Origin of the sequence: Clostridium muellerianum (assembly GCF_012926525.1) — a bacterium.
Classification (GTDB): domain Bacteria; phylum Bacillota; class Clostridia; order Clostridiales; family Clostridiaceae; genus Clostridium_AM; species Clostridium_AM muellerianum.
This window is the reverse complement of the sequence record NZ_JABBNI010000010.1, coordinates 94934-121599: the sequence shown is the minus strand read 5'-3', so window position 1 is coordinate 121599 and position 26666 is coordinate 94934. Positions and strand designations below refer to the sequence as shown.

Annotated in this window: 24 protein-coding genes; 9 read left to right on the top strand and 15 right to left on the bottom strand. The window is 28.4% G+C overall.

The genetic code is table 11. The features are described 5' to 3' along the window. The first annotated feature begins 19 nt into the window (after positions 1-19). The 4 genes from murC to HBE96_RS05480 all read left to right on the top strand — a co-directional run bounded on the left by murC (position 20) and on the right by HBE96_RS05480 (position 4045). Positions 20-1396, top strand: a complete 1377-nt coding sequence (gene murC, locus HBE96_RS05495) for a UDP-N-acetylmuramate--L-alanine ligase (protein WP_169296755.1) — start codon at positions 20-22, stop codon at positions 1394-1396. A 141-nt stretch (positions 1397-1537) separates the two neighbouring features. Beyond that, entirely contained in the window at positions 1538-1852 is a 315-nt protein-coding gene (locus HBE96_RS05490; RefSeq protein WP_169296754.1) for a hypothetical protein, read from the top strand. A gap of 75 nt (positions 1853-1927) precedes the next feature. Then, a complete protein-coding gene (locus HBE96_RS05485) occupies positions 1928-3274 on the top strand; it encodes a [Fe-Fe] hydrogenase large subunit C-terminal domain-containing protein (RefSeq protein ID WP_169296753.1) in 1347 nt (448 codons plus the stop codon). A 117-nt stretch (positions 3275-3391) separates the two neighbouring features. Beyond that, entirely contained in the window at positions 3392-4045 is a 654-nt protein-coding gene (locus HBE96_RS05480; protein ID WP_169296752.1) for an HAD family hydrolase, read from the top strand. 51 nt (positions 4046-4096) lie between these two features. Here HBE96_RS05480 and HBE96_RS05475 read toward each other — a convergent pair whose 3' ends face one another. From HBE96_RS05475 to HBE96_RS05465, 3 genes are all read right to left on the bottom strand, one after another. Then, positions 4097-5470 carry a sensor histidine kinase gene (locus HBE96_RS05475; protein WP_169296751.1) on the bottom strand — a complete coding sequence of 458 codons (1374 nt, stop codon included), beginning with the start codon at positions 5468-5470 and terminating at the stop codon, positions 4097-4099. Between the two features lie 2 nt (positions 5471-5472). Continuing rightward, entirely contained in the window at positions 5473-6180 is a 708-nt protein-coding gene (locus HBE96_RS05470; RefSeq protein WP_169296750.1) for a LytR/AlgR family response regulator transcription factor, read from the bottom strand. 88 nt (positions 6181-6268) lie between these two features. Continuing rightward, a complete protein-coding gene (locus HBE96_RS05465) occupies positions 6269-7132 on the bottom strand; it encodes a hypothetical protein (protein WP_169296749.1) in 864 nt (287 codons plus the stop codon). A gap of 296 nt (positions 7133-7428) precedes the next feature. Between HBE96_RS05465 and HBE96_RS05460 the strand changes: the two genes are divergently transcribed. After that, on the top strand, positions 7429-7830 hold the full coding sequence (locus HBE96_RS05460; RefSeq protein ID WP_169296748.1) for a hypothetical protein: 402 nt from the start codon (positions 7429-7431) through the stop codon (positions 7828-7830). 133 nt (positions 7831-7963) lie between these two features. On the opposite strand, the gene HBE96_RS05455 is transcribed toward HBE96_RS05460, so the two are convergent. Both HBE96_RS05455 and HBE96_RS05450 read right to left on the bottom strand, forming a co-directional pair. Continuing rightward, positions 7964-8929 (bottom strand): aromatic acid exporter family protein, encoded by a 966-nt coding sequence (locus HBE96_RS05455; protein WP_169296747.1) that lies wholly within the window; start codon positions 8927-8929, stop codon positions 7964-7966. A 292-nt stretch (positions 8930-9221) separates the two neighbouring features. Then, positions 9222-10778 (bottom strand): ABC-F family ATP-binding cassette domain-containing protein, encoded by a 1557-nt coding sequence (locus HBE96_RS05450; protein ID WP_169296746.1) that lies wholly within the window; start codon positions 10776-10778, stop codon positions 9222-9224. Between the two features lie 158 nt (positions 10779-10936). On the opposite strand from HBE96_RS05450, the gene HBE96_RS05445 reads away from it, so the two are divergent. Beyond that, the gene (locus HBE96_RS05445) at positions 10937-12112 is read left to right on the top strand and encodes a class I SAM-dependent rRNA methyltransferase (protein ID WP_169296745.1); all 1176 of its coding nucleotides are present in this window, start codon (positions 10937-10939) and stop codon (positions 12110-12112) included. Positions 12113-12473: 361 nt separating this feature from the next. On the opposite strand, the gene HBE96_RS05440 is transcribed toward HBE96_RS05445, so the two are convergent. From HBE96_RS05440 to HBE96_RS05425, 4 genes are all read right to left on the bottom strand, one after another. Further along, positions 12474-13217 carry a 2-phosphosulfolactate phosphatase family protein gene (locus HBE96_RS05440; RefSeq protein WP_169296744.1) on the bottom strand — a complete coding sequence of 248 codons (744 nt, stop codon included), beginning with the start codon at positions 13215-13217 and terminating at the stop codon, positions 12474-12476. 137 nt (positions 13218-13354) lie between these two features. Beyond that, complete coding sequence (locus HBE96_RS05435) at positions 13355-14530, bottom strand: cell wall-binding repeat-containing protein (protein WP_169296743.1); 1176 nt, start codon at positions 14528-14530, stop codon at positions 13355-13357. 220 nt (positions 14531-14750) lie between these two features. Continuing rightward, positions 14751-15668 (bottom strand): tRNA modification radical SAM protein MnmL/YtqA, encoded by a 918-nt coding sequence (mnmL, locus tag HBE96_RS05430; RefSeq protein WP_169296778.1) that lies wholly within the window; start codon positions 15666-15668, stop codon positions 14751-14753. A 34-nt stretch (positions 15669-15702) separates the two neighbouring features. Beyond that, a complete protein-coding gene (locus tag HBE96_RS05425) occupies positions 15703-16824 on the bottom strand; it encodes a hypothetical protein (protein ID WP_169296742.1) in 1122 nt (373 codons plus the stop codon). Between the two features lie 187 nt (positions 16825-17011). Between HBE96_RS05425 and HBE96_RS05420 the strand changes: the two genes are divergently transcribed. After that, positions 17012-18067: a YkvI family membrane protein gene (locus HBE96_RS05420; RefSeq protein WP_169296741.1), complete on the top strand. Its 1056-nt coding sequence runs from the start codon at positions 17012-17014 to the stop codon at positions 18065-18067. A gap of 77 nt (positions 18068-18144) precedes the next feature. Then, the gene (locus HBE96_RS05415; protein ID WP_169296740.1) at positions 18145-19044 is read left to right on the top strand and encodes a radical SAM protein; all 900 of its coding nucleotides are present in this window, start codon (positions 18145-18147) and stop codon (positions 19042-19044) included. A 39-nt stretch (positions 19045-19083) separates the two neighbouring features. Here the strand turns inward: HBE96_RS05415 and HBE96_RS05410 are convergent, their stop codons facing one another. The 3 genes from HBE96_RS05410 to murI form a co-directional block, all read right to left on the bottom strand. After that, the gene (locus tag HBE96_RS05410) at positions 19084-19752 is read right to left on the bottom strand and encodes an XRE family transcriptional regulator (RefSeq protein ID WP_169296739.1); all 669 of its coding nucleotides are present in this window, start codon (positions 19750-19752) and stop codon (positions 19084-19086) included. Between the two features lie 73 nt (positions 19753-19825). After that, positions 19826-20341 (bottom strand): peptidylprolyl isomerase, encoded by a 516-nt coding sequence (locus tag HBE96_RS05405; RefSeq protein WP_169296738.1) that lies wholly within the window; start codon positions 20339-20341, stop codon positions 19826-19828. A 105-nt stretch (positions 20342-20446) separates the two neighbouring features. Beyond that, positions 20447-21220 carry a glutamate racemase gene (murI, locus tag HBE96_RS05400; RefSeq protein ID WP_169296737.1) on the bottom strand — a complete coding sequence of 258 codons (774 nt, stop codon included), beginning with the start codon at positions 21218-21220 and terminating at the stop codon, positions 20447-20449. 497 nt (positions 21221-21717) lie between these two features. On the opposite strand from murI, the gene HBE96_RS05395 reads away from it, so the two are divergent. Then, complete coding sequence (locus tag HBE96_RS05395) at positions 21718-23616, top strand: type I glutamate--ammonia ligase (RefSeq protein WP_169296736.1); 1899 nt, start codon at positions 21718-21720, stop codon at positions 23614-23616. 36 nt (positions 23617-23652) lie between these two features. On the opposite strand, the gene HBE96_RS05390 is transcribed toward HBE96_RS05395, so the two are convergent. The 3 genes from HBE96_RS05390 to HBE96_RS05380 form a co-directional block, all read right to left on the bottom strand. Continuing rightward, positions 23653-24654, bottom strand: coding sequence for a LacI family DNA-binding transcriptional regulator (locus tag HBE96_RS05390; protein WP_169296735.1), 1002 nt, complete (start codon positions 24652-24654; stop codon positions 23653-23655). Between the two features lie 110 nt (positions 24655-24764). After that, a complete protein-coding gene (gene rbsB, locus HBE96_RS05385) occupies positions 24765-25685 on the bottom strand; it encodes a ribose ABC transporter substrate-binding protein RbsB (RefSeq protein ID WP_169296734.1) in 921 nt (306 codons plus the stop codon). Between the two features lie 40 nt (positions 25686-25725). Next, positions 25726-26655 (bottom strand): ABC transporter permease subunit, encoded by a 930-nt coding sequence (locus HBE96_RS05380; RefSeq protein ID WP_169296733.1) that lies wholly within the window; start codon positions 26653-26655, stop codon positions 25726-25728. Positions 26656-26666: the final 11 nt, after the last annotated feature.

Sequence of the window (26666 nt, the reverse complement as noted above, 5' to 3'; positions counted from 1 at the left end):
ATTTAAGGAGTTGATTATATTGTCATTCGATTTTCTAAAAGACAAGAATAAAAAAATATATTTTATAGGTATAGGTGGAATAAGCATGAGCGGCTTAGCCGAAATACTTTTAGAAAGAAATTTCAAAGTATTTGGTTCCGATATAAAGCCATCATTGATAACAGATAAATTATCCTCAAATGGTGCTAAAATTAATATAGGACAGGTTAAAGAGAATATAACAAAAGATATAGACCTAATAGTGTATACCGCTGCTATATCTAAAGATAATCTTGAACTTGTACGTGCACACGAATTAAATATTCCATTAATGACTAGAGCTGAATTCTTAGGTCATATAATGAAAGGACATAAATATAATGTAGCTATCGCTGGAACTCATGGTAAAACTACTACTACTTCAATGGTATCTCATATATTCTTAAATGCTAATTTGGACCCTACTATTCTCGTTGGCGGAGAATTAGACGCTATAGGTGGAAATGTACGCCCTGGTAACAGTGAATACTTTTTAACTGAAGCTTGTGAATACAAAGGATCTTTTCTTAAGTTCTTTCCTTATATAGGTGTAATTTTAAATATAGATGCAGATCATTTAGATTTTTATAAAGACATAGATGACATACAAAATGCATTTGTAAACTTTGCAAAATTAATTCCTAAAAACGGTTATTTAATATGTTATAAAGAAGATCCAAGAATGGATAAAGTAATTTCTGAGTGTAATTGCAATGTATTAACTTATGGATTCAATGACGGAAATGTATTAGCTAAGAATATAAAATTTGATGAAAAAGGTTGTGCTTCTTTTGACGTTTATGCTGCTGGTGAAATACTAACCTCCATAAAGTTAAATGTTCCTGGTAAACATAATATTCTTAATGCTCTTGCAAGCATATGTGTATCATTAAGTCTTGATGTTTCAAAAGATTTTATATGTAATGGACTAGAAAGCTTTAAAGGAACTCATAGACGATTTGAAATTAAAGGAATTAAGAATGGAGTTACAGTTATAGATGATTATGCTCATCATCCAACAGAAATAAAAGCTACTTTAAGTGCTGCAAAGAATTATCCACACAAAAAAGTTTTTTGTGTATTTCAACCACATACTTATTCAAGAACATTAAACTTATTTAAAGAATTTACTCAGGCTTTCAATGATGCTGATGAATTAATTTTAGCAGATATCTATGCTGCTCGAGAAAAAGATGCAGGCGTAGTAAGTTCTTCTATGCTGGCAAATGAAATTAGCAAAACAAATTTAAAATGTTCTAACTTTCACAGTTTTGAAGAAATAGTTTCTTATTTAAATCAAAATGTGAAAAATGGTGATATTCTCTTAACTGTTGGTGCCGGCGATGTATTTAAAATAGGTGAAATGTATCTTAAATAACTTTTATTAAGGAACTCGTTTCCATTTTTCCTAGAGGAATAAACGATCATATCAAAATCATAGATTTTGTATGACTACTTATGTGTAAAAATCCTTCAACATGGTAATAATACACTTATAACCTGTTGGAGGTGTTTTTATATGAAAAATTTTTTAATATCAGCTTTAGTAGATATTATTTTTATTTTTGCTTCTTATTTTATATTTAGAAAAATAATAAGTGGACCTATAAGACATAGATTATATGAAAAACTTTTTAGTTCTTTTGCTAAATTTGTTATATATATCTTTGTCACAACAGTAATTTTAACTTCAATTGTTGCTTGGATATTCTACAGAACACGTTTTGTATCTTATTTAAATGTAATAGCACCTGCTTTAGTTTCAATATTAATAGGCTTCTTCATGTCCTTAGTCCCAACAAGAGGAAAAGGAGACGATAAACATAAAATTTAATAATTACTTCTCTGATTAAAATTATTATAATATTATCCAAAGAGTTATTTATTGAATCTGTAAGGAGCTGTTAGTATGAAAGCGAAATATAGTAATTTATTTAAAGACATAGTAAATTCTTATTATGATGGTACTTTTGAAAAAGAAATAGAAAAAGTGCTGTCAAAAGATAACTTAAGCAAAAATGATCTTTGTAAGGTAATTTCTTCCCTTTGCGGAACAAATATAACTTATAGTCCTAATTTTATTAATGAATTAAAAAAAGCTATTTCATCTTATGAAATAAATCATAAAGTAGTTAATAAAATTAGGCATTGTTCTATGGACTGTGTGAATTCATCTGGAGAAACAGTTTGTCAAGCCTCATGTCCTTTTAATGCTATTTTAATAGATAAAGAGAATAAAACCACTTATATAGATAATGATAGATGTACAGATTGTGGTTTTTGCGTAGAAGCTTGTCCAACTGGAAGTATACTAGATAAAGTAGAATTCATACCTTTAGTAGACTTATTGAAAAGTGAATTACCAGTCGTTGCAGCAGTAGCTCCTGCTATTTCTGGTCAATTTGGAGATACTGTTACCATAAATCAACTAAGATCTGCCTTCAAAAAAATAGGGTTTACAGACATGGTTGAAGTTGCATTTTTCGCTGATATGCTCACCTTAAAGGAATCTATAGAATTTGATCACTATGTTAAGAGTGAAACAGATTTGATGATAACTTCTTGCTGCTGTCCTATGTGGGTAGGTATGCTTAAAAAAATTTATGATAACTTGGTAAAATACGTTTCCCCTTCTATTTCACCTATGATAGCTGCTGGAAGAGTCATGAAAACATTAAATTCTAATTGTAAGGTTGTATTTATAGGTCCCTGCATAGCAAAAAAAGCTGAGGCAAAAGATAAAGATTTAATCGGTGATATAGATTTTGTACTTACATTTGCAGAAGTAAAAGACATTTTTGATTCATTAAATATAGATCCTTCAAAAATGAAAGAAGATTTATCATCTGAATATGCCTCAAAAGGTGGAAGGCTTTATGCACGCACAGGTGGAGTTTCCATAGCTGTAGCAGATGCCATTGAAAGATTATTTCCTGAAAAATATAAATTATTTAAAGCTGCTCAAGCTAATGGTATAAAAGAATGTAAAGATATACTTTCTAAAGCCCAATGTGGAGAAATCGATGCTAATTTTATAGAGGGTATGGGATGTATTGGTGGCTGCGTTGGTGGACCTAAAGCTATTATTTCTACAGAAAAAGGAAGGGAAAGTGTAAATTCCTTTGCTGAAAATTCTTCTATAAAAGTTGCTGTAGATAGTCCTTGTATGAAGGATATTCTAAAAAAAATAAAAATTGACTCTATTGAAGATTTTAAAGACGAAAATAGAATAAAAATATTTAGGAGAAATTTCTAGACTAACCTAGTATTTGGTAACATGGATTAATTTCATATTAAAATATGATTTTAATCTTTTTTTATGCCATAGCGCTTTTATTATGTTCTATGCTATACTAAAGTACGAGGTGATTTTATGCTAAAAAACATTAAAGGTGCAATTTTTGATATGGATGGTACTCTTATTGATTCCATGTGGGTTTGGAGTAAAATTGATGAAGAATACTTATCTAAAAGAAATTTACCTTTACCTGAAAATTTGAAAGAAGATATTGAGCATATGAGTTTTTCGGAAATTGCTTGTTATTTTAAAAATAAATTTAATCTTCCAGATTCTATAAAAGAAATACAAGATGAATGGAATAGTATGGCATTATCCCATTATGTTAATGATGTTACTTTAAAACCTGGAGCAAGGGAGTTTTTGTTGCTATTAAAGTCAAAAAATGTGAAAATTGCTCTAGCTACAAGCAATTGTACTCTTCTTATAGAAGCAGTTCTTAAAAAAAATAATATTTATAATTTATTTGATTCCATAAGTACTACTGATGAAGTTCAAAGAGGTAAAGACTTTCCTGATATATATCTATTAGCTGCGCAAAAACTTAATTTAAAACCTGAAAATTGCGTAGTATTCGAAGATATACTTCCTGCTGTGAAAGGTGCTAAAAGTGCTGGTATGACAGTAGTTGGTGTGCACGACCTTTATTCAGAATATCAAAGAAAAGACATAATTAACTTTTCAGACATTTTTATTTGTGGATATGATGAACTAACTGAAGTTGTCTAAGATTAAAGGTTAATACATAATTAACCTTTAATTTTATGTGTTTATTTATATTTATTTTATCTTTAGCATAAAGTTAAGGATAAACTTATTCTTTTCTTCTATTATATCGACTATACCATTATATTTTTTTACAGTAGCTTCTATATTAGAAATTCCTATACCATGATTAAATTTATCTGATTTTATAGTACTGATTTTATCTTGAACATATTGAATTCTATCCACAGTTGTATTTGAAATCTCAATTATTAAATATATATTCCTAGTATAAGATTTTATGCATATCTTTTTATCAATATCACTGTTTACAATTCTCTTACAAGCCTCAATTGAATTATCTAATGCATTACTTAAAACAACACATAAATCTACAGGTTCTATTAAAGTTTTTTTAGGCATCATAAAATCACAGATAAACTTTATTCCTTCAACTTTTGCTATATTATACTTTTGGTTTATGACCGCATCTGATATAGGATTTCCTGTTTTTATTTTAAAATCAAGTTTACTTATAGTTTGCCCAATATTGTCAATGTATCTTTTTATTTCTTCTATATTATTGTTAATAGCTAAAATTTTTAAGCAGCTAAGATGATTATTCATATCATGCATTACACTTCTTATTCCTTTGTAAAGTCCTTCAACATTTTTACTATGGTTACACTGTAAATTAAACTGCTGCTGCATAAGCATATTTTTTTGCATCTCTTCCTTTCCCTGAAGCATTTTTTGAAATATATACACTGTAATTAATATTGATATCATAAGTGCAAAACTTACAAAAGGTAAAATACAATAAATTCCAGGAAACAAATAAGCCAAATAATATTCTTTATTGTTAATTTTAACTACTTGAATAATATAAAAAATAGTTGCTAAACTATAAATGGATAAACTGGGAATTAATAAGCATAAACCTTCATATAAATTGATTTTTTTGCCATTTAAGTTTAATAAATTACAAATAATCTTTAAAAATATAAATAATAAAATAATTTTCGTAAAATCACTAAATATAATATTAAATGAACTAATAATCATATGTTCATTTAAAGACATGCTTTCACTATGTGTCATAGGAAGCACTTTAAAATCAACTATTAAAAAAGCTGTACTAATAAGCACTTGTATTGCATTCTCAACAATAACTGCATAAAGTTTAGTGGTAAAACTTCCTTTACATAAAAAACATATTATAGATAACCAAATTAAATTATTTACTATTTTGCTTAATGTTTCAGATTGAAATTTCGAAATATAAAAGCTAATGATTGTAAAAAACAATGCACATATAATAAATTTCTCAGCTCTTGTTTTAAATCCTAGAAACCTTTTATAAAAGTAATATTCTACTGCATACAGAAAGGGTAAACTTAACCATTGTGATAAAAATTCTATACTTTTAAATATTTGTTGTTTATCCATATTTATTGCCCTTCATTTTTTAAATAGTACATAAATGCTTTAGAAAAATCATTTAATTTGTATTTAGAAACATATATTTTATCTAAATTTTTTAAGGTTATAAAAGTATTATCATAACTATAAACATACATTAAATTAACAATGTAACTTTTATGACATCTAAAAAAGTTATCCTTGCAAAGTTCCTGCTCCATATCATAAAGCTTATAATAATATTCAATAACGTCATAAGTGGTATGTATTTTTAACTTTCTTTTTTCTGATTCTATATACATTATATCCTTTAAAAAAATCTTAGTTTTTTGACTAATAGTTTTAGCAATAATAAATTTATCTTTCTTGTCAATTTCCTCCAAAGCCGAATACAGAACTTTTCTTAATTTTTCTTCATTAACAGGTTTTAAAATATAATTAAAAGCTCTTACATCAAAAGCTTCAAAAACATAGTCCTTAATACCTGATATAAATACAATAATGGCTTTCTCATTTATGGATCTAATCTTCTTTGCAGCGTCTATACCTGTAATTTTATTCATAAGTATATCTAAAAAATATATATCAAAATCTAAAATTGATGACATTAATTGTTCACCATTTACAAACTGAACTATTTCATGCTGCTTTTTTGCTAAACTTAAATACTTTTCTATTATATTAACTATTCCTTGTCTTTGATTGCTTTCATCCTCACAAATAGCTATTTTCAACATTAAACCACCCCATATACAATTATAACATGCATTAAACCTGTGGATACACTTTCCACAGGTTTAAATAGACATATGCATACGGTGATTTTTAAGCTATATTATTAATCTTTTCACCATTACTTATAGACTTATCTTTAACATTATCCACATAACGTTTAATGTTTTCTTCAATTTTCTGTTGTTCTATAGATAACTTACTTTTATCTTCTGAACTTGAGTTGCTAGTTTTGTGGTTCGGTTCTCCATTTATATCAATAATAGTGTCAGAATTTTTAGCTTTTATATTTCTTTTAGTTTCATTATTTATGTCTTTAAGACTTTCACTTATCTTTTCATCTACATTATTAATACTTTCTTCCATCTTAGCTAAATTTTTTTTACTTGTAACAGGATCAATATGTCTAAACTTCACATCAAATTCTATGTCAGCTTTTAACTCTCTTATATTACCTTTAATATTATTTCTTATATGTGACAAGTTTTTAAAGTTATTGAATCCTACAGAAACATTTAAAAGGCCATCTAAGGATGCTGTCTTTTTTGAATTACTTTCAGAATTGTTGTTTGATACTTCCCCTTTAGACTTTTTATTTTTACTTTTATCTTCACCAAGGGCTTTACGTTTATCTTCTAATTGAAGTTTGCTAATTTGATTATCAAGTTCTTGAATTTGTTTATCAATATCTGCGGTTTTTTGTTTTATAGAAACCGCATCCTCCCCATTTTTTAATCCCTCTGCTACAATAGTATTTTTGTTATCCTCTAACTGTGATTTTTGTTCCATTAGGATTTCTAAAGGACTCTTTTTCTTTGTTTTCCCACTTTGAACTCCATTTTTCATGCTTTTGGAAACGTTTCTTCTTTCCCCATCATCTTTTACATTTTTATCCTTGCTATTAGATAAACTTCTTATTTGTGATGTATTTTGCTGTGATGAAAAACCTACTCTCATAATATCACTCCCTCACTATAATTTTATCCGCTGGCTACCATACGTAAATCATCCATCCTTCTTAGGTGAAAAATAACAATTGATACATCCCTGGATAAATTCTTCTAAAAATCATTTGATAAAAATATTATATTTTACTTCACTTGTTTATATCGTAATGTATTTTACTAATTTTATTAAATTGTATTAACAGGTAATCAAAATGTAATAAATAGATTTTTTTAATAAGGATTTGTATAAATTTATTAAAGTCATGAATATATTACTAGTATATAAATTTTAAAAGGAGTTTTTTCATGTTGTTTTTACTATTTGTACTTGCTGCAGGTGGAATTTTATTTATGCTGTATCACTTTACCAATGAAATATCTAATCAACGAAAGCAAATCCTATTACTAAAACAACAAAATAATAATTTAATAAAAAAAATAGAACTCAATAAAGTTTCAGGTACAGCTGTTGAATATATAAAACCTAATTTTACTGAAGCTTTTATTACAAACACTTGCAATTTGTATATTCATCCAATTGATAATTCGATAATACTTAACTCAATACCTAAAAACACTAATATAAAAATATTATGCAGTGCAAAAATTGAAGATAAACTATGGTACGAAATTTCTATTATAGATAATAGAAATGTTAATACTAAAGGATGGGTAAAAAGTGAGTTTATTAATCCCAATAATAAATAAAGTAGAGTAATGTATAAAATGAGAAAAGGATTAACCACAAGATTAATCCTTTTCTCATTTTATACAATTTATTCTATTTCCTATACAATTTTAGTTGTCCAACAAAACTACATATGATATGTATTTTTATTACTTATAGGATATGCTTATAATTTTTTGTGAAATTTTTCTTTAATTTCAAAAGAGCTTCCATATCATTTAAAAATTGAAAAAGCATTGCTCTGTTTTCAAATTCCTCTCTAGTTTTAGGAAGTTCTTGAACCTTAAAAATATTTATAACTTCATTTAATTCATTTAAAAGTTCTTCAGCTGTATTGTATTCTCCGAAGTCTAACGCAACTTTTTCTGTAAATGCTGCAACAATTTCAGTCTGTTCAAAAGTCATATAAAATTTAGTAAAATGGCTTCTCATATATTTTAATATTTCATATTGTAAAGTTCTCATTTCCATATATTGAACATAATATTTCACATCATTAATTATATAATTATTTAGATGTGTATATGCTCTATTTGTGCCACATTTTAGTATTTTTTCTAATTCATTAAATAGCTTTTCTTCTATATCAATTGATTGATTTCTCAAACTTTCTGCCATTTGAAATAAAATTTTACGCATACATTCTTCGATATTTTGTTGAGTTTCTTTGATTTCATTTTCTATTTTAGGCATATAAATATTAAGAATTATACCAATTCCTGCCCCAACGGCCATAAGTAAAAGTTCATTCTTTATCCAAAACATAGATATTGATTTCACAGCTAATAAGTGCGTAACTAAAACTGAACTCACAACAATTCCATCTGTAATTTTTAAAATAACTGTAAGTGGAATAAAAATAACTAAATATACTCCAAAAGTAAAAGGGTTAAATCCAAAAATCAAAAATAATATACTTGAAATTAGCAAAGCTAAAATGGTAGATTCAATCCTTTGGAAGGCTAACTTTATTGATGTTTTTTTAGTATTTTGAATACTTAAAATGGTTATAATTCCAGCAGCTGCAGCATATCTTAATCCTAAATACTCCGCAATAACAATAGCAAGTGATGCACCTATTGCTGTTTTTAATATTCTTAATCCAACAAATCTCTTCATATAATCATCCACCCTTCATAAATATCTATCTTATATAAGTGTTCAAAGTAATTATTTTCATTTGGGATAATGATTTTGAGAAAAATTGCTAATAATAAAATAAGTTGCATGAGTACTGACAAAGTTTATCAATAATCTTCATGCTATATTTAGCAATTTTCTCTTAAATTATATCATAAATATAACTTCAGCAAATTGAATACAAAAAAGCAATAATACTAATAACAATATTATTGCTTTCCACTCTTAATATTAAGTTCATTTGCAATGCTATAGTAAATATTGTTTGTTATTAAACAATTTTAGTTGTCCATTCTTCACAATTCCAAACATCAGTAACTACATCTTTATAAAAATCTGGTTCATGGCATACTAAGAGAATACTTCCTTTATATTCTTTCAGTGCTCTTTTTAATTCATCTTTTGCATCTACATCTAAGTGATTTGTGGGTTCGTCTAATATTAATATATTAGTTTCTCTATTTATCATTTTGCACAATCTTACTTTGGCTTGTTCTCCTCCACTTAAAACTAATATTTTACTCTCTATATGCTTAGTAGTAAGACCACATTTAGCTAAAGCTGCTCTTACTTCATATTGACTAAATGAAGGAAATTCCCTCCATAATTCTTCTATACAAGTATTATAATTTGCTTCTTTACTCTCCTGTTCAAAATATCCTATATATTGATAATCTCCTAATTGAGCTTTACCTGATAAAGGCTTTATTTGACCTAATAAACTTTTTAATAAAGTACTCTTTCCTAAACCATTAGCCCCCACTAAAGCAATTTTATCTCCTCTTTCCATCCTTAAATTTAAAGGCTTTGAAAGAGGCGTATCATATCCTATTACTAAATCCGTAGTTTCAAATATAACCTTTCCAGAAGCTCTAGCTACTTTAAAGTTAAACTCAGGTTTTACTTTTTCTTTAGCAATTTCTATTCTATCTATTTTATCTAACTGCTTCTGCCTTGCCCTAGCCATACCAGTAGTGGCTACCCTTGCCTTATTTCTAGCCACAAAATCCTCAAGTCTAGCTATCTCCTTTTGCTGTCTTTCATAGGCTGCTTCCAACTGTTTTTTATTAGCCTCATGAACTCTCATAAAATTGTCATAATCCCCTACATATCTTGTAAGCTGCCTATTTTCCATATGATATATTAAATTTATAACACTATTTAAAAAAGGAATATCATGTGATATAAGAATAAAAGCATTTTCATAATTTTTTAAATATATTTTTAACCATTCTATATGTTGTTCATCTAAATAGTTAGTAGGCTCATCTAAAAGTAATATATCTGGATTTTCAAGCAGTAACTTAGCAAGTAACACTTTTGTTCTTTGTCCTCCACTTAAATCTGATACATCCTTATCTAATCCTACATCCCTAAGTCCAAGTCCTCCTGCAACCTCTTCAACTTTTACATCTATAACATAAAAACCGTTATTATCAAGTAGGTCCTGGATAGTACCCATTTGATCTAAAAGTTTTTCCAATTCCTCTGGTGATGCTTCTGCCATTTTATCTGTTATTTCTATCATTTCCTTTTCAAGATCAAAAAGATAATCGAATGCTTGTTTCAGTACATCTCTTATAGTTTGTCCCTTTTGTAATTGCGCATGTTGATCCATATATCCAACTCTAACTCTATTAGACCACTCGATTTTACCGTCATCTGGCATGAGTTTTCCTGTTACTATATTCATAAACGTTGACTTACCTTCTCCATTAGCTCCTATAAGTCCTACATGCTCTCCCTTTAATAATCTAAATGAGACATCTTCAAATATGGCTCTGTCTCCAAAACCATGACTTAAATTTTTAACTGTTAATATACTCATTTTTCATCTCCTCAAATCTTTCGTATTTAAACATATAGAAATAGTTTAATTTATACATATACATTATGTCAAAAGATTTTTAGTTACATTTTTGTATATTATTAATTTTTCAGTTGTGGTATACTACATAATGAACAAAATCAGGGAGGTAAATATTAATGTCTTGTAAATTTTATTTATATAAAGGCATGGGTAGAAAAGCTGAAAATGGACACCCATGGATATATACTACAGAAATAGAAGGCTACGATGGTACTTATGAAAATGGTGATATTGTAGAAGTGTACAATTTTAAGGAACATTTTATAGGTAAAGGTTATATAAATGATGTATCAAAAATTACAATAAGAATTATGACTAGGGATATAAATGAAGAAATAGATAAGGAATTTTTCAGAAAAAGACTTCATAATGCTTGGGAGTATAGAAAAAAGGTTATAGATACTTCAAGCTGCAGATTTTTATTTGGTGAAGCTGATTTTATACCCGGCCTTATAATAGATAAATATGAAGATTATTATGTTATTCAATCATTAGCTCTTGGAATTGACAAATACAAATCTATTGTAGTTGAAATACTTAAAGAAGACTTTGGTGCAAAAGGTGTTTATGAAAGAAGTGATGCAAAGGTTCGCGGACTTGAAGGCATGGAACAAACAAAAGGCTTCCTAACAGAACCTTTTGATACTACATTTGAGATTGTTGAAAATGGTGTTAAATATCATGTTGATATCGAAAATGGACAAAAAACAGGTTTCTTTTTAGATCAAAAAGAAAACCGACATGCTATACATAAAATATGTAAAGATGCAGATGTTTTAGATTGTTTTACTCATACTGGATCATTTGCACTAAATGCAGGTATTGCTGGTGCTAAAAGTGTACTCGGAATTGACATATCACAACTTGCAATAGATGACGCTCGTAAGAATGCTGAACTTAATGGATTATCTGATACAGTTAAATTTGAATGTCACAATGCTTTTGATGTTCTCCACGAATGGGCAGCCGAAGGCAGAAAATATGATGTAGTAATTCTTGATCCTCCCGCTTTTACAAAATCTAGATCAACTATAAAAAGTGCTGTTAGAGGATATAAAGAAATTAACTTAAGAGGAATTAAAATGGTGAAATCAGGGGGATTCCTTATTACTTGTTCCTGCTCTCATTTTATGGATCCAGAGCTTTTTAAAAAGACAATTTCTGATGCTGCAAAAGATGCAAGAAGAATGTTAAGACAAGTTGAATTTAGAACTCAAGCCTCCGATCATCCTATTCTTTGGAATTCAGATGAATCTTATTATTTAAAATTTTATATATTCCAGGTTGTATAAAAATAATGCGGCACAAGTAACCGAAGAAACGTTAAGCTGTACAACTGGAGTTACTAGTTTTGATTTTAACTTTTATGTAGAGATATATAATAAGTGTTTCATCACATTAGCTAAATTGTTTTTTTATTATTCTTAGCAAGAAGTTCATTAAAGCCTTAGAACTTTAGCCTTGTTTGAGGAAACTGAGTTTGGCAAAATTCTTAGGTTTTCATAAACTTTGAGCTTAGAATAATTAAAAACATTTAGCAGTGATGAAACACTTATTATATATCACGTAGTAACAGTTAAAATCAAAACTACCACTGTACTTTAATATCTAGTTGCGTCGCAATATGCTCATCGTGTGAAACAGTAGCCTCTCTTAAACTATAGTTTTCTCTTTGTACAATTTATCATAAACCTTTATAATTCCATCTCTATATTCTGGTACAATATCTATTATATCTTTAGTACAACAATATTTTAAATCTTCTTCTAACTTCAATTCTTTAATTCTTTTATAATGACTAGCATAGTGTATGAAACTCATTATATCCTGGTTTTCAGTATAAATATAGTGAGAAGTTTTTGCTATATCTGTAAGTTCTACATTTGTTGCATTTTTTAATAAACAATCTATAATATATCCTGAACATATAAAATCATCTATGGAAAACTGTCCATAAGTTCCTGCATTTACTATCTGGACATCATTATCCAATTCTAAAAGCTTATTTGCTACTGCTTTAGCATTTATTAATGACCCTATCAAAATATTTTTAGCCCCTATACTTCCTTTAATAGCTCTTGTCCCATTACTCGTAGTCATAACTAAAGTTTTATTTTCAACTAAATCTTCTTTATATTCTAAAGGAGAATTAGCACAATCAAAACCTTTTATTTTAAGTGCTTTTCTTTCTCCACCAAGTATATATTTATCTCTATTTGTACTACTTATTTTTAAAGCTTCTTCTATAGTAAGAACAGGTACCACACTCAAACATCCATTATTCATTGCTGTTGTTATTACTGAAGTTGCCCTAAGCATGTCTATAACCACTACAGACTTTTCCTGCACTTTGTCCTTTTTTATATCATCTGCAGAAATTATTAAATCAATTTTCATTTAAATTCCCCCATTAACTTTTATTTTCTTTAATTAATAAAAAAATTACCCACACAATTTAAACTATATCATGTAGGTAAAAAAATCAATGATTTAAAAAGATAAATTTATCTTTTTTATTATATTTATAATCTTATTTACATATTATCTAATGGAACTATCTTATTAGTTTTCGCTTCTATTTTATACGCACTTTTTGTATTAGTATTTACTAGAAAATTATACTTTAATGATTGATTTTCCTTATCATATAACTCAATGCTATAGTAATATATTCCTTCATTTACTTCAATATATTTTATATTCGAGATTCCATAATCTCCATCATTCTTTACTTTTGACTTTATTATACTTAATGCCTTAGACTCACTTGATATATCCGTTAAATCATCATTTAATCCAATTATATTCACCTTTTTTACATTCTTAGAGCATATAAGATTAACACAATCAAAGTTATGCTCTGACTTTGGATATTCCAATACTACAGGATTACCATTCAAAGCTGCAAGAGCTGAACTTGATAGTATATCTAAAAAATTATGTTCATAAACATAAAAAATATTATCAAAATTAACTTTGTCTGAAAAAGCTTTTAATATATCCATCTGATGATTACCATTAATACTAGATAGCTCTATTCGTTTAACATTAGAAAATTTGCTAATTACAGCATCGCTAAACAAATCTTTTTCACCTACTACATATGCTACAGGAACATTTTTACCTGATATAAACTTTTCTACTTGAGATGATGCATAATCACTTCCCATAAGTAATACTGGCATTTGTAATTTTGCAGCTATAGGTGCTAATGTGCCTATATCATCTGTAGCTGCACAATTAACTAGTATTACTCCATTACTAGTTCCTATCTCATTTGCTATCTCTACAGAATTTTGAAACATATCCATTCCATTAATTCTCTTTGCTGTTATATTTATATTATGTAATTGACTCTCTATTGAAGAACTTACTGAACTTCCTATTATAAATACTTTTTTAACCTTTAACTTTTTAAGTTCACTTTCTACCCTTGAATCTATACCTGACTCACTTGATAAAAGAATTGGTGCATTATATTTTTTAGCTAAAACTGTGGCACATAAGTTATCATTACGTATTAATGCACCATTAACTATTACTGCATAATCTGAACTTTTCCACCCCTGATCTGCGATTTTACAACAAGTTTCATACCTGTCACTTCCATATAATCCTTCTACCTTCAGTTCATCTGCCTTAACAACTCCACTCATAAATATAAAAGTGCACATAACCACAAAAATGAAACTTAAAACTTTTTTGTTCATTAAATACAACTCCCTTATTATATAAATATTTACCATGTATTATATAATTTCTATATTAATACATATAATTCCTCTAAATTAAATAAGTCACTCATATTTGAACCAAAACAACGTTAAAATTTAAAACATAATTAAAGAGCATTAAATCTTATACATAAGAATTTAATGCTCTTTATTGCACTTCAATGGTTTATTGAACTTTATTATTTCTATTTTTAATTCAACATTGGCACCCTTGATATATTTCTCTTTCCTCTAACGTTTTATCTATAGCATTTAATACTTCCCATTTTTTTAAACTCCACATAGGGCCTATAATCAAATCTCTTGGTGCATCACCTGTAAGTCTATGAATAACTATATTAGGCCGTGTACTAGCTATAGCAGAACATATTATATCTATATATTCTTCATATTCTAAAAACCTAAGTTCACCCCTATCGTAAAAATCTACAAGAGGTGTATTTTTCATAAGATGCAAAAGGTGATATTTAACACCTTGTATATCTTTTGAACTCACATAATTCACTGTTTCTAACATATCTTTTTTGGTTTCTCCTGGCAAACCAAATATAATATGAGTTACCACATCAATATTTCTTTTTCGCAAATTTCTAACAGCATCCTCAAATACATTAAGTTTATATCCTCTATTTATTTTTGCCGCAGTATTTTCATTAGAAGTCTGAAGTCCCAATTCCACCCAGGTATAAATTTTTTTATTAAACTCTTCCAAAAGTTCTAAAACTTCCTCATTAAGACAATCAGGTCTTGTAGCTATAGCTAATCCTACTACATCTTCTTCATTTATTGCTTCATTATACTTTTCTCTTAATACTTCTATAGGTGCATATGTATTAGTATAAGCCTGAAAATAAGCTATATACTTTCCATTCTTCCATTTTTTGCTCATAACTTGCTTTATATCTTCAAATTGATGTTTTATAGAAAAACATCTATTTCCAGCAAAATCTCCAGAACCTCTTTCACTACAAAATACACATCCACCAGTACTTACTTTTCCATCTCTATTGGGACAGGAAAAACCTGCATCTATTGATATTTTAAACACCTTGCAATTAAATTTATTCCTTAAAAAATAATTTAAACTATTATATCTTTTATCTGCCCACTGCATATTTTTCTCCATAACTGTTTTTTATTTAATTATATCACATTTTCTTTGCTTTAAAATCTTTTAAACTCAATTGCCATTTACCTATTACATTTGAAGCTGATTTGTCTCCTTCTGTTTTAGGCATAACATCAAAATTTAAATTTTCCTTATCATATGAAGAAAAAATTACATTTACTTTATCTAATGGATACTTTTCTTCAAATTTAAAAGGTATTATATCTCCACCATCTACTTTATAAACTCTTATACACTTACCTGATGATGGTTTTACATATTGCACTGTTATAAACTTTTCTGATGGAGAAAAGTTTATAACTTCAACCTTACAATCTTTTAATATGTCAATTGATGTAATTTCCTTTCCTACAGGCTTTTCTCTTCCCTTAGTAGTGCCACCTCCTTCATTTGTTTTTCCAGCACCATCGCCTTTTTCACCTTGATCCTTATTCTCTCCACCCTGCACTTCCAAGCTCTCATCTATTTTTATAAGTCCAATAAAAACGTCTTTATCATAAGTTGATACAGCTAAACTTTCTCCACTATACCCCAAATTTACCATTCCAAACTTGCTTTTAGGTACTTTTATCTTATCTGTATTACTTTTATCATCTCTAGGAAATGCGTAAGTAGGAAGACCATCCATATCTACAACCAAACTTGTATTTACATTATTTTTATTTTTTGATCTTATTTGACCACCTTCCGCAAATACTTCTTTTTGCACTGTATTATTTGTTTCTTTGATTTTATAGTCATTATCTTCTTTTGATATCTTTATAGAGTATTCATCTAAAGAAGCAAAACTATTATTTAAATCCGATCTTGATACCCTAACTTTAAATAATCCAGATTTACCTACTTCATTAATTTCGGATATGTTGTACCCTAATATTTTCAAATTTTTATTTTCCTGTGGCAAAGAACTTTTTAAAAGATCTTTAGAATAAAGTTTTTTACTATTTTCCAAATCATCTTTTATTAAATATTTCATATAAGTGTCTGTAACATTGCCTGCTGCTTTTATATCAAAATTACTATTACTCTCTGTTTTTTCTGTTTTTTTATTCTTCATACAACCAATTGACGAACTTGAAATAACTACAAGCATAATTACTATTAAAACCTTACCAATATTCTTTATACATTTTTTTATCATTTTTTCTCCTCCTCGCCTCTTATAAGATATTGGTTCATTTTTAGTTTCTCCTTAAAATAAGAATTTAATTTATAAATCATTATTTTTAAAATTTACTTATATACTATTATAGTTAGATTTTTCATTTACATAAGATAATATTTCTTTAGTAACCCTTTAATAATTGGAAGGAGGATTTAAATAATTTATGAAAAATTTACTTTTAGTGTTACAAATAAGTGCTGTTTTTATAGGCACTATTGTTGGTGCAGGTCTAGCTTCTGGGCAAGAAATAAGCCAGTTCTTTACATCCTATGGTTATAAAAGCTTTATTGGTATTTTAATATGTTGTTTCATTTACATAATGATGAGCTGTATAGTTATAAATTTAAGTCTTAAATATAACCTAACTTCCTACGATGGACTTATATCCTTAGTTAGCCCAGGTCTTTTAGGACAAGTTACAAACTTACTTACAACCATATTTCTTATAAGTACTTCAGCTGTAATTTTAGCTGGCAGTGGTTCATTGCTGCATCAATATTTTTCTATATCTAAATGGGTAGGAATAATAATAATGATAGTAATATCAATTCTTGTTCTTTTTAGAGGTACTAAAGGACTAATTGAAATAAACTCATTTATAGTACCTTCTTTAATTATTGTCATAGTAACAATATTTATTTTATATGTATCTTTTTATAAGGACATCAATGCTTCTTATTTAAAAAATATTTCTGCTTATAAACATAGTTGGCTTTTATCTTCACTTATATATGGTGGCTTCAATATTTTATGCTGCTCTGGAGTATTAGTTCCACTAAGTACTGAAATAAAAAACAAAAAAGTTTTAATATGTGGTATTACTTTGGGTTCCATAGGTCTTACCGTATTATCATTTTTAATTAATGCTCTATTAATTTTAAATGTACCTTACATTTTTAAATATGAGATTCCATTGTTATATATAGCTAACAGGTTTGGAAATGTAATTCAGTTCATGCTGCTATGCATAATTTGGCTGGAAATGTTTTCTACAGAGGTCTCTAACATTTATAGCGTAAGTAGAAACCTTCAAGAGTTATTTAACATCTCTTACAAAAAAGCTATTATTTTAATAATCATTATATCAATACCTATATCACAAATTGGATTTTCAAAACTTATATCTATTTTATATCCCGCTTTTGCAGTGATAAGCTTTATATTTGCTCTTCAATGTTTATACTTTTATTTTGAAAATAAAGGTAGATCTCTGCATTAACTATACACATATTACAAATTATAAAGTATAATATTTTTCATAGTCATTATTTTTTACTTTAATATAGAGGTGTTAAAATGTTAGAAGTTCTTAAAAGTTGCAAATTATGTCCCAGAAATTGCAACATAAATAGATTAAAAGGGGAGTTAGGTTATTGCAAATCAGGGGAAAATGTAAAAATCGCAAGAGTATCCTTACATAATTGGGAAGAACCTTGCATATCAGGACAAAACGGATCTGGTACTATATTTTTTTCAAATTGTAATTTAAGATGTATATTTTGTCAAAATCATGAAATAAGCTCTGAAAGCATAGGTAAAGAAGTATCTATAAAAAGATTAAGTGAAATCTTTTTAGAACAGCAAGAAAGAGGAGCTCATAATATAAATTTAGTTACTCCAACTCATTATGTTCCCCAAATAATAGAAGCTTTAAAAATAGCTAAAAAAGCAGGGCTTAATATTCCTATCTTATTCAATACTAGTGGTTATGAAAACGTAGAAACAATAAAATCATTGAATGGATATATTGATGTATATCTTCCAGATATCAAATACTTCAACAATAAATATTCAGAAAAATATTCAAATGCTCCAAATTATTTCACCTATGCTTCCAAGGCTGTTGAAGAAATGTTTTCTCAAGTAGGTGAAGTAAAATTTAACAACCAGGGCTTAATAGAAAAAGGGGTTATTATACGACACCTGATGCTGCCTGGACTTTTATTTGATTCAAAAAAAATTATAGACTATATATATAGCACTTTTGGTGATTTGGTTTTCTTAAGCTTAATGAATCAATATGTTCCTATGCATAAGGTAGCTAAATTTCCAGAACTTAATAAGCCTTTAAGTCCTGAACATTATAACAGCATGATAGAGTACTGTTTAAGTTTAGGTATAAAAAATGCATTTATTCAAGAACAAGGTACCTCATCTAAAGATTTTGTTCCAAAATTTGATTTAAGAGGTGTGTAAGTGAGAAAACTGAACTGCACCTTTAATGCAGTTCAGTTTTTAAAGTTTTATTTCAACTCTATCTAATTTAGCTATTATGTTAATTTCTTTTATTTCTACAGTTTCAGTTCTAAAGCTTCCTTTATTACTAATAAGTAAAACTTTGCTGTTATCTAATTTCTTTATTTGTCTTATGACTCTTTCACTGCCATGTTCTACTAAACATATACTATTGTTTTCAATTTCATGTGTACTATGTGCAAAAGCTAAATCTCCTTTTGATATTCTGAAGCCTAGCATATCATCATCTTCTATTTGTAAATAAAATACCTTGTCTTGAGAATATCCATCTATCTTATTATTTATTAAAGGTAATTGTTTAAAAGCTATAGCCTTCTGTAAATTATATTCATATATAGGAACGTTTTTCAATACTGACCCAAATGCTTCATTCCATACATCTTTTACTTTTTCCTTCTTAGGTTCTATAGAATATTTTTTATTTTTTTCTTCTTCATATACCTGTTCTTCAAAAGACATAGTAATATCATTTATATCTTTTCCTAACACTTTAGAAATTTTATCTATTAAATTCTGATTAATTATCTTTCTTCCATTTTCAACTTCATTAACAAAGCTTTCACTTACCCCTAATTTTTTAGATAATTGCTTCTGACTCATTCCTATATCATTTCTTATGCTTTTTATTTTTTCTCCTACTCTACTCATACTATACCCCCGCTTTTATGTGCTATGTTTTTCATGATTTAAACACTCGTTGTATTAAACGCTATAATATTACTTAAAGTTTTTCTGGTTCTGAGTATTCTTCTCCATAAGTTTCTACAGTCATTTCTTCAATAACCTGATCCTCATAAGGTTTATCCCTAAAGTCCCTTTTTGTATTTACTATTTCCTGTGCTACATCCATTCCTTCAGTAACCTTTCCAAATGCAGCATATTGACCATCCAAATGTGGAGCATCACTTGTCATTAAGAAAAATTGGCTTCCTGCTGAATCAGGATGCATAGACCTAGCCATAGATAGTACTCCAACTGTGTGTTTCAAATCATTTTTAAAACCATTATTGGAAAATTCACCTTTTATAGAATATTCTGGGCCTCCAGTTCCATTTCCTAAAGGGCATCCTCCTTGTATCATAAATCCAGGAATAACCCTATGAAATATTAGTCCATTGTAAAAACCTTTCTTTATAAGACTTATAAAATTATTTACAGTATTGGGTGCAATTTCTGGATATAATTCGGCCTTAATTACTCCCCCATTTTTTATTTTAATTGTAACTGATGGATTCATATTCAGCAATCTCCCTTCGTTTTTTCATATATATTATCTATTTGAATTATATCATAATAAATAAATATTATTCATATAAAGAAGTTTATTTAAAAACTATTAATATTACTTTAATAAATCATAACTTAACTTTATAATTTCATCATTATTCAAAGAGTTATATATGTCCACTTTTCCTCCTTCTTTTCTTTCACTAGCTATATTGTATTTAATAAGTTCTCTTTTTAACTGCTTTACAGTTCCTAAACTTCCATCTATAATTGGCACTTCATTATTAAGTAATTTACACAAAACCTTTTTTATGAAAGGATAATGAGTGCATCCAAGAACTATAGCAGCTACTCCCTGCTTTTTTAATGGTTCCATTTTACTTCTTAAATATCCTTCTATTTCTTCTCCTTCTAGTATACCTTTCTCTATTAATTCTACAAGCCCTGGACATGGCATAGGATAGATCTTTGCTTGATTTTCATATTTTTTCATTAAATTATTAAATTTACTTTCTGCCAAAGTCATAGGAGTCGCCATTATAATTATTTGGCCTTCCCTTTTTAACTCTACTGCAGGCTTTAACGCCGGTTCTATACCTATTACTGGCATCATACTACTGTATTTCTTTCTCAAATTTATTATAGCTGCACTAGTTGCTGTATTGCAGGCAATTACTATTGCTTTAACATTTTTACTTATCAAAAAGTCTACTGCTTCAAAAGTCAATTTATTAGCTTCATCTACAGTTTTTATGCCATATGGCGCATTATTAGAATCTCCAAAATAAACAAAATCTTCCCCAGGTAATAATTTCACTGCTTCCCTTAATACACTAATCCCGCCAACTCCAGAATCAAAAAAACCTATTGGTCTATGTTCCACTTTCACTCTACCACCTTCATTATAGTTAGTTATATATGCTTAATTATATAATATAGAATTAAACTATACAAATTGGTAACACTATACGTTAGCATAAAATAAGGGCAAGTGGCACAATTTTTTTTTAAAATTTATACTATATAATTAAGAAACGTTAAAATTTTAAAAATTAGGTATACCTAAAACTATAATGCATAAAAATTTATATAGCTAAAATTTAATGCATAAATATACACTGTTTTTATAATTTTCACTCTCAATAATGTAAAACTGAAATTGTAATAAAAAATATTGCAATGTTTTTTCCAAAACAAAACATTTTAATTGTTTAGTGCAATTTTTTTTTTATGAACTTTCATTTTTGCTATTGACATATGTGAATATTAATTATAAAATTTTGAATATAAAAAAATTTACGTAACGGCATTATTAATATCATTTTCTTAAATCACAGAGTAAAAGAGTAAAAAAAAACTCTTTTTTTATTTTTAGGAGGAAATTATATGATAAAAGATTTAATCTACACCATTTCAAAAGAAAATCATTCAGAAAAAGAACTAAAAGCAATTTTAACTTCTCATCCTGAAATAAAATTTGTGTCTCTTATAGGCATAGACTTATCAGGAAATGATACTGACGAAAAGATACCTATGAAAGTCTTCTTAGAAGATATAGATACCTTCTTAAAGGGAGCAATACAAACTGATGGCTCATCCGTTGTTCTCCCTGGAATAGCAAGCTTAAACAATGCTAAAGTAGATATGCTTGCAGATATTGATGTAAACTGGTATGTTGAATATAACTATGAGCATATAGACTTTGAAACTAATAAACCTATTGGAACTTTAAGAATTCCTTGTTTCTTATATCATGAAAATGTTGCTGTAGATTCTAGGCACATTTTAAAACACTCTATAGAATACTTCAAATCAACTCTTTTAGACTTATTTAAAAAGTATCCAAACTCACTAACACCTTTTGAAATAAAATATGATGACATAGAAGATCTAGTTGCTACTTGTGCTACAGAATTAGAATTTTGGGTTAAAACTCCTAACGATATAGCTGAAGTTGAAGAACTTTCTACCTCACAAGTATTACAAGAACAATATTGGACTAGAACAAAAGGAGTTGTAAGAACATCTCTTGAAGAATCCTTACTTGTTATGGATGCATATGGTTTAGAACCTGAGATGGGCCACAAAGAAGTTGGTGGAGTAAAAGCAAAAATAGATGAATCCGGAAAACTTACTCACATAATGGAGCAACTTGAAATAGATTGGAAATATTCCACTGCAGTGCAGGCTGCAGATAATGAGCTTCTAGTTAAAAGTTTAGTTAAAGAAACTTTTAGGAAAAATGGATTAGATGTTACATTTCTTGCTAAACCTATAGATGGTGTAGCAGGTAGTGGTGAACATACTCATATTGGAATAGCTTTAAAACTTAAAAATGGAAAAAGAATTAACCTATTCTCATCACCAAAAAAACATTTCTTAAGTACTTTTGGATATGCTTCTATAATGGGAATACTTAAAAACTATGAAGTAGTAAACCCATTTGTATCTTCTACTAATGACTCTTTAAGAAGATTAAAACCTGGATTTGAAGCTCCAATTTGTATAGTAACTTCTATAGGTAATTCTGTAGAAATTCCTTCTAGAAATAGAACTGTACTTATAGGCGTTATAAGAGACCTACAGAACCCTTTAGGTACAAGGTTTGAGCTTAGAGCTCCAAACCCACATACAAACACTTACTTAGCTGTGTCTGCACTTTATATGACCATGTTAGATGGTATTAAGTATGCAGTGACTGCTGAAAAAAATGAAGATGATCTTTTAGCAGAACTTTCAAAGAAACCAAAAGATACTACTGATTATTTAGAATCAGGAAGAGCTTATAGAAGTGAAGAAGATGTATTTGAAGACTTTACTGATGAAGAAAGAGAACAATTCTTCGGAAAAGCACCTGCTACAGTATATGAAAATCTTACTGCATTTAACAAATATCCAGATAAGAAAGCAGTTCTTATGCAAGGTAATGTATTAAATGAAAAACTTATAAACAGCTTTGTACTTGGTACTACTAAGAGATGGATTGTTGAAATAAATAATAGAATTATATCAAATTACTCAGATGAAATAAGAGCTTGCAGACCTCTTCACTCCATAGATAAAGCTTTAGATCTTGATGTAGCTAATTGGATGAAAATAAATGAATTAAGATATTATTTAATGAAAGATTCATACTCAAAACAAAGCTTATTTACAAGAATAAAAGTTGCTACAGATTCAAATAACTATAATGAAGTTTCAAACCTTCAAATAGAGCTTGACGAAAAAATCAAAGAATTAAGAGACTTATATTCTAACTACAAGAAAAATCTATTAGATATCTAATAAAAAAACCTACATATTTTTATATGTAGGTTTTTATTATAAAGTTGTACTTCTTACTATTAGCTGAGTTTCAAAATAAACTTGCTTACTTAGTCTTCTTTTATTATTTATTATATCTATAAGAAGCTTACAAGATTCCTTCCCCATCTCATAAATAGGTTGAGCTATTGTCGTTAATTCTGGTTCAATAAATTGTGATATGTGTATATTATCAAAACCAATAATACTTATATCCTGAGGTATCCTAATTCCATTTCTTAGCAACACCTTTATTCCTCCTAAGGCCATTAAGTCATTACTATAAAATATGGCATCTATTTTTTCTTTACTTTCTAATAGTATTTTTGTAGAATCCATTCCACCTTCTATATTGAAAGATCCTTTAAAAATAAGATTTTCATTATATATACCATATTGACTCATAGCACATTTATATCCTTGTAATCTCTGATTTGAAATTTCCAATGTATCAGGACCTTTTACAAATGCTATATTTCTTTTTCCTTTATCATATAAATAATCTATTCCCTGAATAACTCCGCTCTTGTTTAAGCAATATACTCCATAATCTTCTTTATAACTATCTATATATCTATCTACAAGTACAAAAGGTACATTATTATTTCTTAACATTTTAATGCTAGTACAACTTTCTCCTCCTGCTATAAAAATAACTCCATCGACCAATTTACTTATAAGAACCTTTATATACTTCTCTTCTTTTTTTATCTCGTTATCTGTATTACAAAAAATAACATTGTATCCTAAATAGCTTGCACCATCCTCTATAGCTCTTGCAATAGATGCAAAAAATGGATTTGTTATATCCGGCAAAACTATTCCTATAGTATTAGTCTTTTTTGTGCTTAAACTCCTTGCTAAATGATTAGGAATGTAATTCATCTCCTTAGCTAGTGCCATTACCTTACTTTTTGTTTCTTCACTTATATTTCCGTCCCTTTTATTTAAAACCATAGAGACTGTTGCCTTAGATACTCCTGCTTTGTTAGCAATGTCTAACATTGTAACTTTCTTCATAATTACCCCTTCTGAAATCAAATTTGTATCTGATCACAATTGTATTTTATTTAACAAACATTAGTTGATAAAATCCAGGACTTACATCCTGGATTTTTAGTTTTAGTATACTATTTTTTTATAAGTTTTAAATCTACAGGTATTTCTTTTGCAACAGTTTCACCCTTTATAACCTTTACTGCATTTTCAACAGCTAAGCTTCCCATTAAATCCGGTTGTTGTGCAACTGTAGCTGTCATTTCGCCACTTGCAACTGCCTTTTTAGCATCATCAGTACCATCAAATCCTACAATTATAACTTTTTTTCCTTGTAATGCTTTAACTGCACCTAATGCCATCTCATCATTATGAGCAAAAACAGCATCGAACTGTGGTGTAGACTGCATTATGTTTTGCATTACATTCAATCCCTTTTGTCTATCGAAATCTGCTGCTTGACTTGCAACTACTTTGACATTAGCTTTTCCATCAACACCTTCATGGAATCCCTTACCTCTATCTCTTGTAGCTGATGCTCCTGGAACTCCTTGAAGTTCAACTATATTTGCTTTTCCACCTAATTGTTGTAATATGAATTCTGCTGCCATCTTTCCACCTTTAACATTATCCGAGGCTATGTGTGTAACAACTGTTCCACTATTAGCTTTTCTGTCTACAGTTAAAACTGGTATTTTTTTATCATTTGCTGCCTTAATTGAGTTTCCAACTGCATCACTATCTGTAGCATTGATAATTAATGCTGAAACACCTTGTTGTATAAGATCATCTACATTTGATCTTTCTTTTGTTGCATCATTTTGAGAATCAACAACTACTAAGTCATATCCTAATTCTTTTGCCTTTTTAGTTGCTCCATCTTTCATTGTAACAAAGAATGGGTTGTTTAAAGTTGATATTACCATTCCTATTTTCTTTTTACCACCTTGATCAGACGATTGTTGTTGACTGCTTTTTCCACATCCTGTGAGGCCTGCAATTGCAAGCACACCTGTTAACATTAGTGACATCATTTTTAAACGTGTTCTTTTCATAATTAATATTCCTCCCTTGTTTTTATATATAAATATTTTTTTATTTGTTTTTCTTATCAAGCATAACTGCTAGCAATATAACAAGTCCTTTTACTATTGATTGATAAAAAGGAGATACATTCATTAAATTCAAACCATTATTCAATACTCCTATTATCATTGCACCTATTATTGTTCCAGTAAGGGAACCTTCTCCACCTGAAAGACTAGTTCCTCCCAGTACAACTGCTGCAATGGCATCTAATTCAAAACCACTTCCTGCATTAGGTGATGCAGAACCAATTCTGCTGGTTACTACAATAGCACTTAGTGCTGCTGCTGCTCCAGACAAAACATAAACTAATGCTTTAATCTTATCTGTATTTATACCTGATAACCTTGATGAATCTTCATTTCCACCAACAGCATATACATATCTACCATATCTAGTTTGTGTCAATACATACCAAGCTAATACTGCTACAATTACTATTATAACAACTGGCAAAGGTATTCCAAATACAGTTCCATTACCAATAAAAGTAAAACTTGATCCAAGTCCAGATATTGGAGTTCCGTTTGTATAAACATAAGTTACTCCTCTAAATATTGTCATAGTAGCAAGTGTTACTATAAAAGCTTGAATTTTTCCTTTTGCAACTATTATTCCATTAATTAATCCAATTAATCCTCCAATTATTACAGTTAAAACTAAAATCAAAACTATATTAACATTTTTTTGTGCTAAAGTTGCCGCAATAGCACCTGCTATTGCAAGAGTAGATCCAACTGATAAATCTATTCCACCTGTTAATATTACAAAACACATACCTACAGCTATAATTGCATTAACTGAAACCTGAGTAAATACATTTAATATATTTGGAATAGTTAAAAATCTAGGCGTTAGAACTGATATAACTATACATAATATTAATAATCCTATTAAAGATTTGTATTTAAACAGCAAACTTTTAATATCTCTTTCCATTTTTCCCTCTC

Bases quoted from the DNA above. Each gene is read 5' to 3' on its own strand.
- mnmL (WP_169296778.1), bottom strand. From the start codon at position 15,668: ATGCAGTGGGCAGATAAAAGATATAATAGTTTAAATTATTTTTTAAGG.
- HBE96_RS05440 (WP_169296744.1), bottom strand. From the start codon at position 13,217: ATGAAAATTGATTTAATAATTTCTGCAGATGATATAAAAAAGGACAAA.
- HBE96_RS05380 (WP_169296733.1), bottom strand. From the start codon at position 26,655: ATGGAAAGAGATATTAAAAGTTTGCTGTTTAAATACAAATCTTTAATA.
- HBE96_RS05410 (WP_169296739.1), bottom strand. From the start codon at position 19,752: ATGAGTAGAGTAGGAGAAAAAATAAAAAGCATAAGAAATGATATAGGA.
- HBE96_RS05475 (WP_169296751.1), bottom strand. From the start codon at position 5,470: ATGGATAAACAACAAATATTTAAAAGTATAGAATTTTTATCACAATGG.
- HBE96_RS05405 (WP_169296738.1), bottom strand. From the start codon at position 20,341: ATGAATCCATCAGTTACAATTAAAATAAAAAATGGGGGAGTAATTAAG.
- HBE96_RS05450 (WP_169296746.1), bottom strand. From the start codon at position 10,778: ATGAGTATATTAACAGTTAAAAATTTAAGTCATGGTTTTGGAGACAGA.
- HBE96_RS05465 (WP_169296749.1), bottom strand. From the start codon at position 7,132: ATGAGAGTAGGTTTTTCATCACAGCAAAATACATCACAAATAAGAAGT.
- HBE96_RS05390 (WP_169296735.1), bottom strand. From the start codon at position 24,654: ATGAAGAAAGTTACAATGTTAGACATTGCTAACAAAGCAGGAGTATCT.
- HBE96_RS05480 (WP_169296752.1), top strand. From the start codon at position 3,392: ATGCTAAAAAACATTAAAGGTGCAATTTTTGATATGGATGGTACTCTT.
- HBE96_RS05490 (WP_169296754.1), top strand. From the start codon at position 1,538: ATGAAAAATTTTTTAATATCAGCTTTAGTAGATATTATTTTTATTTTT.
- HBE96_RS05425 (WP_169296742.1), bottom strand. From the start codon at position 16,824: ATGATAAAAAAATGTATAAAGAATATTGGTAAGGTTTTAATAGTAATT.
- HBE96_RS05435 (WP_169296743.1), bottom strand. From the start codon at position 14,530: ATGAACAAAAAAGTTTTAAGTTTCATTTTTGTGGTTATGTGCACTTTT.
- rbsB (WP_169296734.1), bottom strand. From the start codon at position 25,685: ATGAAAAGAACACGTTTAAAAATGATGTCACTAATGTTAACAGGTGTG.
- HBE96_RS05470 (WP_169296750.1), bottom strand. From the start codon at position 6,180: ATGTTGAAAATAGCTATTTGTGAGGATGAAAGCAATCAAAGACAAGGA.
- HBE96_RS05455 (WP_169296747.1), bottom strand. From the start codon at position 8,929: ATGAAGAGATTTGTTGGATTAAGAATATTAAAAACAGCAATAGGTGCA.
- HBE96_RS05445 (WP_169296745.1), top strand. From the start codon at position 10,937: ATGTCTTGTAAATTTTATTTATATAAAGGCATGGGTAGAAAAGCTGAA.
- HBE96_RS05485 (WP_169296753.1), top strand. From the start codon at position 1,928: ATGAAAGCGAAATATAGTAATTTATTTAAAGACATAGTAAATTCTTAT.
- HBE96_RS05415 (WP_169296740.1), top strand. From the start codon at position 18,145: ATGTTAGAAGTTCTTAAAAGTTGCAAATTATGTCCCAGAAATTGCAAC.
- HBE96_RS05420 (WP_169296741.1), top strand. From the start codon at position 17,012: ATGAAAAATTTACTTTTAGTGTTACAAATAAGTGCTGTTTTTATAGGC.
- HBE96_RS05460 (WP_169296748.1), top strand. From the start codon at position 7,429: ATGTTGTTTTTACTATTTGTACTTGCTGCAGGTGGAATTTTATTTATG.
- HBE96_RS05395 (WP_169296736.1), top strand. From the start codon at position 21,718: ATGATAAAAGATTTAATCTACACCATTTCAAAAGAAAATCATTCAGAA.